The following is a 4196-nucleotide window of genomic DNA, read 5'->3' as shown; positions in this document are numbered from 1 at the left end:
AACTGATACTCCTTCAGATCGCCCGACAGCCGCGACATGATCTGGCCAAGCGACGGCATCTCGATCTGCTTGCGGTTAGGGTCGTGGCCGTATTCGGCGGGGAAACCGCCGCCGACATCGAGCCCGGCAATATCGAAGGTCAGCCGGTTGCGCACCCAGTCGGCGGAAGCCAGCGCCCGCTCATAGGTATCGGGATCCTCGATCTGGCTGCCGACATGGAAGCACAGGCCGACCTTGTAGCCGGTACGGCTCAGCCGCTCCGCGAGCTCGACGGCATACGCCGGCCCGGCGCCGAACTTCTTCGACAGTTCGTAGGCGGCATGCCCCTTGGTCTGCACCCGCACGAACACGCTGATCGAGCCCGGATCGATGTCGAGAGCCCGCACCACTCGCGTCAGCTTGGTGATCTCGTCCTCATGATCGAGCGAAATGACGCGGATGGCGTATTTCTCCAGCGCCAGCTTGATGTCCGACTGCGCCTTGACCGGGTGCATGTAGAGCATCTCGGCATCGGGGGAAACGGCACGCACGGCGGCGAACTCGCCCGGCGAAGCGACGTCGAAAGCCTTGACGCCGGCTTCGACCAGCGTCTTCAGCACGATCTGCTCGCCATTGGTCTTGACCGCATAGGCGGTCTTGCCGGGGAACATGCCCATGAACTGCCTGGCATCCGCCATCAGCACTTGCGGGCGGAAGCAATAGACCGGATCGTCCGGACGAAGCGCCAGTGCCGCCTCGCGGGCATTCTCGAATCGCTGCATGGACGAATCCTCACTTCGGCTGCGCACAATTAATCCAAGCTAGCGGCTAATGAAAACAATTCTGTGTCTCGTGCGGCTGACGCTGGGGCGCTGGGTCTTTGCCAGCAACGTTTGCCAGCGATCAGGTTTCGGGTGGCTCTTGTCACTGAGTCCGATATGGCTTCTGCCTGACTGACTGGCATTCAGGCCGTCTGGGAGGGCGACTCACATGACAATAGCCGCGACATCAGCACCGCGCGGGCCGATGGTGCTCAAGGACTGGGGGCAGCTCCTGCTGCTCGGCGCGATCTGGGGCGGCTCGTTCTTCTTTGCCCGCATCGCGGTGGCCGAACTCCCCCCGCTGGTGCTGGTGCTGTTTCGCGTCGCCATCGCCGCGATCGCGCTACAGATCTATCTCGGCCTGTGCGGCCCGTCCTTCCGCCTCGCGCTTCCGCATGCAGGCCTGTTCTTCCTGCTGGCGCTCACCAACAATGTGGTGCCCTTTTCGCTGATCTTCGCCGGCCAGACGGAGCTTGGCGCCGGCGTCGCCTCGGTGCTCAACGCCACGACGCCGTTCTGGACATTGATTCTCGCCAATGCGCTGACATCGGACGAAAAGCTCTCCTGGAACAAGCTCGCCGGCATTGCGCTCGGCATCGCCGGTACGGCCGTCATGATCGGCCCCGGCCTGCTTGCCGGGCTCGGCGGCCCGGTCTGGGCCAAATTCGCGCTGATCGGCGCTTCACTGTCCTATGGCATTGCGCTGATGGTCGCCCGCCGCTTCAAGGGCGTGCCCTCGCCGGTCGTCGCCACCGGGCAGTTGACCGCTTCGACCATCATCATGATCCCGATCGTGCTCTTCACCTACGGCCCATCCGGCCTGTTCTCGGCCTCGCCGCCGGTCTGGGCGGCGGTGCTGGCGCTGGCACTTCTGTCCACAGCCGTCGCCTACATCCTCTATTTCAACCTCGTCGCCTCGGCGGGCGCTACCAACGCCTCGCTGGTCACGCTTGTTGTGCCGGCCAGCGCCATGCTGCTCGGCTTCCTGTTCCTAGGCGAGCGGCTGGAGCTGTTCGAAATCGGCGGGGTGGTGCTGATCGCGCTCGGCCTCATCACCATCGACGGGCGCGTCCTTGGAAGACGTTAGCGCGTCCTTTGAACCCCCACATCGCCGCGAAAGTCGCATTCGACTTTCGCGGCGGTAGCGCTGCCATGACACGGCAGCGACACGAGCCGGCCACATTTTATTCACAGGTCTGAAGTCGGTATTTGCCTAGGAGTTTCAAAGCCTAACGGCAAAAGACATGTCGCGGATTTCACAATCACGTCGCAATGCAGCACATTTTCCGCTTGCCTGTGGCACAAATGAACCTAGACTCCATGACATAGCTCTTTAAGAGGAGGCTATGTCATGGGACTTACGAGGCCTATCAACGCATTGATGATCTGTGCTGCGTTCGCCTTTATCGGAGCCCTCATTATGGGCTTCCTTCCCTGACCGCCAAAGCGGGGAAGACCAGCACCCAAATAGTCCAACCAATTCAAAAGGCCGGGTTTTTCCCGGCCTTTTGTTGTTGAGCCCGACCTCATGCCGCGGCTGATCCGGCGGCCGCCGCCTCGTGCGAGCGAATACCGATCATATGGCAGATGGCAAAGACCAGATCGGCGCGGTTCATGGTGTAGAAGTGGAAATCGCCGACACCGCGCTCGACCAGGTCCATGACCTGTTCGGCTGCCACCGCCGATGCCACCAGCGCATGCGTCTGCGGGTCCTTGTCGAGGCCTTCGAAACGCTCCGCCAGCCAGCCGGGCACATGCGCGCCCGCCCTCGCGGAAAAGTTCGCGACCTGCTTGAAACTGTGAACCGGCTGGATGCCCGGCACGATCGGGATGTAGATGCCGGCGCGGCGAACGCGCTCGACATAGCGCTCGTAGAGATCGTTGTCGAAGAAGAACTGGGTGATCGCCCGCGTCGCGCCATTGTCGACCTTGCGCTTCAGCATCTCGATGTCGGTGGCGAAATCGGGGCTTTGCGGATGCTTTTCCGGATAAGCCGCGACGGAGATGTCGAAATCCGCGATCGTCTTGAGCCCGGCGACCAGTTCCGCGCCATTCTCGTAGCCACCGGGATGCGGCCGGTAGGGCTCGCCGACGCCGGAGGCCGGGTCGCCGCGCAGCGCCACGAACCGGTTGATGCCGATCGATTTGTAATCCTGGATGACCGCATCGACCTCGTCGCGCGTTGCCCCGACGCAGGTCAGATGCGCCGCTGCAGGAATACCGGTTTCCGTCAGGATGCGCTTTACAGTGCGCGCGGTGCGCTCCCGTGTCGAGCCGCCGGCGCCGTAAGTCACCGAGACGAATTTCGGCTTCAGCGGCTCCAGCCTTGTGACCGTCTCCCACAGCCTCGCTTCCATCTCGTCCGTCTTCGGCGGGAAGAATTCGAAGGAAACCCTGACCTTGTCGCCGATGTCGGGGCGGCGGGAAAAGCGGAACTGGTTCATGCGATTTCCCCCATCGAGTTCGCTTTGGCCTGCCTTGTGTCGTTGGAAGGATCGGCAATCAGCAGGCGCCGATCGCGGCCGAGCCAGAGTTTCACAGTGAGCCTCGCCTCATTGCCACCGCGCGGCTCGAACTCCTGGGCATCTTCGAGATCGAGGCCGGCTTCCGAAAACCAGTCGGCGATCTGCCGGTCGGAAAAGCCGAGCCGCATATGCGCATGCTCCTCGCGCAGGAATTCCAGCGCATGCGGCGCGAAATCGACGATGACCAGGCGTCCTGCCGGACGCAAAAGCCGCGCCGCCTCGTGGATGGCGCGGGCGGGATCGTCGAGATAGTGCAGCACCTGATGGATGGTGACGAGATCGAAGGCATCGCGCTCGACCGGCGGCGCGAAGATGTCGCCCTGCCGAACCTGCGCGTTCGAAACGCCGGCCTTGTCGAGATTGGCGCGCGCCACGGTCAGCATCTCGCGCGACATGTCGATCCCGACACCGCGCCGATAGAGCGGCGAGAAGATTTCGAGCAGCCGCCCGGTGCCGGTGCCGAGATCGAGCATCGACTGGAACGGCCGCTTGCCGACCAGTTTCAGCATTGCGGCTTCGACGGCGCGGTCCGGCACATGAAGCGAGCGGATATGGTCCCAGCTTGCCGCATTCACGGAAAAATACTCGACCGCCCGGTCCTGCCGCTTGCGCTTGACCGAGGCCAGGCGCTCAAGATCGCGCTCGACCTGCGGATCGGCGCCGCGAATGCCGGAAACCAGGCCCATGACGAAGTCACGCGCGGAATCCGCATCCGACAGGCGGAAGAAGGCCCAGGACCCTTCCTGGTAGCGGCCGATCAGCCCTGCCTCCAGAAGCAGCTTCAGGTGCCGCGAAACGCGCGGCTGCGACTGGCCGAGAATTTCGGTAAGATCGGAAACGGTGAGGTCACCGCGCGACAGAAGTGCCAGTA

At 63.1% G+C, this 4196-nt stretch carries 4 protein-coding genes; 1 reads left to right on the top strand and 3 read right to left on the bottom strand.

The window, feature by feature from the left end:
• On the bottom strand, positions 1-761 hold a 761-nt coding region (locus EN969_RS19350), incomplete at its 3' end, for an alanine racemase (protein WP_206525183.1).
• A gap of 208 nt (positions 762-969) precedes the next feature.
• Between EN969_RS19350 and EN969_RS19345 the strand changes: the two genes are divergently transcribed.
• Positions 970-1887: a DMT family transporter gene (locus tag EN969_RS19345; protein WP_063168490.1), complete on the top strand. Its 918-nt coding sequence runs from the start codon at positions 970-972 to the stop codon at positions 1885-1887.
• Between the two features lie 439 nt (positions 1888-2326).
• On the opposite strand, the gene metF is transcribed toward EN969_RS19345, so the two are convergent.
• The gene (gene metF / locus EN969_RS19340) at positions 2327-3244 is read right to left on the bottom strand and encodes a methylenetetrahydrofolate reductase [NAD(P)H] (protein WP_013530934.1); all 918 of its coding nucleotides are present in this window, start codon (positions 3242-3244) and stop codon (positions 2327-2329) included.
• Entirely contained in the window at positions 3241-4194 is a 954-nt protein-coding gene (locus tag EN969_RS19335; protein WP_245467463.1) for a methyltransferase domain-containing protein, read from the bottom strand. Before EN969_RS19335 ends, metF begins: the two co-directional genes overlap by 4 nt.
• Between the last annotated feature and the right edge of the window lie 2 nt (positions 4195-4196).

It is taken from the genome of Mesorhizobium sp. M7A.F.Ca.CA.003.01.2.1 (assembly GCF_003998945.1).
Taxonomy (GTDB): domain Bacteria; phylum Pseudomonadota; class Alphaproteobacteria; order Rhizobiales; family Rhizobiaceae; genus Mesorhizobium; species Mesorhizobium ciceri.
This window is presented reverse-complemented; position numbering and strand designations above follow the sequence as displayed.